Raw genomic sequence first — 3,028 nt, 5'->3', positions numbered from 1 at the left:
CCGCGAACGACCCGATGATGAACCAGGGCGGCGGACACACCGAAAGCCTGTCATCCTGAGCCCCAGGCGCACCGGACTGGCCCGTACACCGTCCGTCGCGGGGCGAAGGATCTAGCCTGAGGCGCATCCCCGGCTGGGCGCGGCAGCGACACGAATCCTGAGGCCTCGGCCGTGCTGGGGCGAATGAATTCGCGGCAACAAGGGCCCGAAGTCCGCCTGCGCGGACTGCACGCGCAGTAGAGTGCGCGGAGCCGTCCGAAGCGCGATTCAGGTCTCCCCTCCCCTGCGCAGCGGGGGACGGGGGCCGGGGGGAGGGGGCTCCCTGGACATGCGCCGGCACTCAGTCGATCACGCTCCGCGGTTCGCCTGCAACGATCAGGACCGCGGCGCGCGCGTTGCGGGTACAGCCATCTACCATCCGGTTGCGCCCTGCAGACCAGACTTCACGAATCCGGAGACCCGCATGACGCGGTTCAGACTCGCCCTGCTGGCCGTTGCACCCCTGGCGCTGGCGGCCTGCCCTCCCGCCCCGCCTGCGCGGGAGACCGCGTCCGTTCCCCCGCCGCGCGCCAACCCCGCCGACGCGCGTCCGCTGGACACCACGCCATGGCAGATCGCCGGTCCCAGCCCGGCAATGTGCGCCAGGGTCGACGTGGGCCTTACGCTGCCCGACGGGTTCTGCGCCGTCGTCGTGGCCGACAGCCTGGGACCGGTGCGGCACCTGGACGTGTCGGCCAGCGGCGACGTGTACGCCTCGCTGTCCGGGCGGCGCGACGGGCCCGCGGGCGTGATCGCCTTGCGCGACGCGGATGGCGACGGGCGCGCGGAGGTGCGGCAGAAGTTCGAGAACCGCGCGGGGAGCGGCCTGCAGATTCACGACGGCTGGCTGTACTTCGCCATGAACGACGGCATCGTCCGGTGGCGGCTTACGCCCGGGCAGCTGGTGCCGCAGGGCCAGCCGGAACTGCTGGTCAACGGCCTCCCGGTGGGCGGGCACGCCTCCAAGGCGCTGGCGTTCGATGGGCGCGGCGGCATGTTCGTCAGCATCGGGTCGGCGACCAACGCCTGCCAGGAGCAGGATCGCCAGAGCCGCTCCGCCGGCCGCGACCCGTGCCCCGAGTTGGCCACGCGCGCCGGCATCTGGCGCTTCGACGCCAATCGTGCGAACCAGGCGCCGGCGGCCGGCGAGCGCTGGGCAACCGGCATCCGCAACGGATACGCGCTGGATTTCCATCGCGCGGCGGGTGTGCCCTTCACCGTCTCGCACGGGCGCGACAACCTGAGCTCCAACTGGGGCTTCACCGAACAGCAGAACGCCGACGTCCCCGCCGAAGAGATGTTCCGCCTGGACCGCGGCACCGACGGGGGCTGGCCGTACTGCTACTTCGATCCCGGCGCCCGGCGGAAGGTGCTGGCGCCGGAGTACGGCGGCAACGGCACGCAGGTGGGCCGCTGCACCGGCATGGCAGCCCCGGCGTACGCGTTCCCCGCGCACTGGGCACCGAACGACCTGCTGTTCTACACGGGCACGCAGCTCCCCCCGCAGTACCGCGGCGGGGCGTTCGTGGCCTTCCACGGCTCGTGGAACCGCGCCCCGCTTCCGCAGCAGGGCTTCAACGTCACGTTCCTGCCCATGACCGCCGCGGGGGCGCCGAGCGGTCCGCACTCCGTGTTCGCGCAGGCGCCCGTGCCCGCGCCGGGGCAGCAGGGCGGCGCGCGGCACCGGCCCACCGGGCTTGCGCAGGGGCCGGACGGCTCGCTCTACGTGTCGGACGACGCGGGTGGCCGCATCTGGCGGATCATGTACGTGGGCGAGCGCTGAACGATGGAGGAGATCCGCATCCGGACGCACCGGCGCGGCGAGATGCTGGACATCACCGATCGCGTGCGAGAGATCGTCTCACGCTTAGGAATGGACGAGGGCGTGGTGGTGCTGCAGAGCCTGCACACGACGGCCGCGCTCACCATCAACGAGAACGCCGATCCTGCCGTGGTGCACGACCTTCTCGGCAAGCTCGAGCGGCTGGTGCCCAAGGACGAGGCGTTCTACCGCCACGACGAGGGGAACAGCGACAGCCACCTGAAGACCAGCTTCTTCGGCCCGTCGCTCACCGTCATCGTCAGCGGCGGGCAGCCGGTGCTGGGAACGTGGCAGGGGATCTGGTTCTGCGAGTTCGACGGGCCGCGCGAGCGCCGCGTGGCCGTTCAGCTGCTGCGCGCATGAGCGGCGCGGCCGCGCCCTCGCACCTGCGGTCGATGGTTCGTCTGGTAGCGCGTGGCATCCAGGCGCGCCGGGCGGGCGCGCCGCTGGACCTCGCCGCCATCCCGCGCCGGAAGGTCTCCGCGGAGCGCGCTTGCATCGAAATCGATCCGCGTCACGTGCAGGCGTACATCGCCGCGACGGACGGGGAGCGGATCGGGGGCTTCAGCGAGGGGACCGGCGTGGTTCCGCCGTTCTACAGCGCCACCTGGGAAACGGCGCTGGCGCTGCAGATGTTCGCCGGGATGGAGCAGCCGCTGCCGCTGGGCGCCATCGTCCACGTGTCGACGGACCTCGTGTGGGCGCGCCCCCTGCGCCCGGGCGACGCGGTGCGCTGCCGCGTGGAGCTGGACCGGGTGGAGCCCGCGCGCCGCGGCTTTCGCATGACGGTGCTCGCCCGCAACTGGCTGGGTGCGGGCCAGCTCTGCTGCCAGTCCACGAGCGTCTTCCAGGTGAGGACGCGGGGAACGGACGATCCGGATCGTGTCCCTGCCCGGCCAGCCGATCGCGCCGGCCCCGTGGCGCCCGAGGGCGGCTGGACGGAGCTGGTTCGCTGGGACCTGTCGGGGAGCGCGGGCCGGCGCTACGCCCGCGTATCCGGCGACTACAACCCGATTCACCTGTGGGGGCTCACGGCGCGCCCGTTCGGCTTCCGCGCGCCCATCCTTCACGGCTACTGCATCGCCGCCCGCGCCGCGCACTCGCTGATCGAACACTGCCTGGGTGACGACGCCGGCGCACTGCGGCGGATGCGCATCGCCTTTCGCG

At 72.4% G+C, this 3,028-nt stretch carries 3 protein-coding genes; all 3 read left to right on the top strand.

Annotated elements, in window-relative coordinates; translation table 11 throughout:
• Positions 1–463 precede the first annotated feature (463 nt).
• Positions 464–1,822 carry a PQQ-dependent sugar dehydrogenase gene (locus VIB55_RS11050; RefSeq protein ID WP_331876717.1) on the top strand — a complete coding sequence of 453 codons (1,359 nt, stop codon included), beginning with the start codon at positions 464–466 and terminating at the stop codon, positions 1,820–1,822.
• Positions 1,823–1,825: 3 nt separating this feature from the next.
• Positions 1,826–2,224, top strand: coding sequence for a secondary thiamine-phosphate synthase enzyme YjbQ (locus VIB55_RS11045; RefSeq protein ID WP_331876716.1), 399 nt, complete (start codon positions 1,826–1,828; stop codon positions 2,222–2,224).
• Positions 2,221–3,028 (top strand): MaoC/PaaZ C-terminal domain-containing protein (locus VIB55_RS11040; RefSeq protein WP_331876715.1); only part of this gene is annotated, 808 nt, incomplete at its 3' end. The genes VIB55_RS11045 and VIB55_RS11040, both read left to right, overlap by 4 nt.

The organism is Longimicrobium sp., from assembly GCF_036554565.1.
Classification (GTDB): Bacteria; Gemmatimonadota; Gemmatimonadetes; order Longimicrobiales; family Longimicrobiaceae; genus Longimicrobium.
Note: the sequence above shows the minus strand (reverse complement) of the source record. Positions and strands in the feature narration are given on the sequence as shown.